This window comes from Flavonifractor sp. DFI.6.63, from assembly GCF_024462255.1.
Lineage (GTDB): Bacteria > Bacillota > Clostridia > Oscillospirales > Oscillospiraceae > Lawsonibacter_A > Lawsonibacter_A hominis.
This window is the reverse complement of record NZ_JANGBE010000082.1, coordinates 1-591: the sequence shown is the minus strand read 5'-3', so window position 1 is coordinate 591 and position 591 is coordinate 1. Positions and strand designations below refer to the sequence as shown.

Annotated in this window: 1 protein-coding gene; it reads right to left on the bottom strand. The window is 62.3% G+C overall.

Annotation, left to right across the window (positions count from 1 at the left end):
- Window positions 1-377: 377 nt before the first annotated feature.
- Window positions 378-591: 3-keto-5-aminohexanoate cleavage protein (locus tag NE547_RS17975; protein WP_256176621.1), on the bottom strand; the 214-nt coding region annotated here is incomplete at its 5' end.

Genomic DNA, 591 nt, shown 5'->3' with positions numbered 1-591 from the left:
GGCCGCTGTCCGACGGACAGCGGCCCCGTAGGCTGTCGAAAAACCCTCCTGGGGGAAGAGCCTCGCAGAGTTCGTCGTCCGCAGACGATGGAAGGAAAGGAAGCTCCGTCATTTCCGGCGACATGCGCGTCGGAAATGACACCTCTCATGACGGACAGGGCGACTTTTCTGCAAGAATCGAGCCCTGTCCGTCATGTATTCTTCTGTCGAAAAAGGCCAAAGGCCTTTTTTGACAAGCTGAGGGGCCGCTGTCCGTCGGACAGCGGCCCCGTTTTAGCGTCGCAGGGGTCCCGCTTAAAAACTTGGGAGGACGCCTGAAGGCAATAATGCGCACCTTCATTGGGCGCCCCCCCTTTCCTGCCGCGGAAAGTGGGCCGCTAACGCTTCAGGCTGAGGATCTCACGGGCCTCGTCGGGCGTGGCGACTTCCCTGCCGAACTCCTCGATGACGCGGCGGGCGCGGTCGACAAACTGCACGTTGCTGTCGGCCAGCTTGCCCTTGGAGTACATGACGTTGTCCTCCATGCCGACGCGGATATGGCCGCCCAGGGCCACCGCGCCGTAGAGCATGGTCATGGCGGAGTGCCCCACG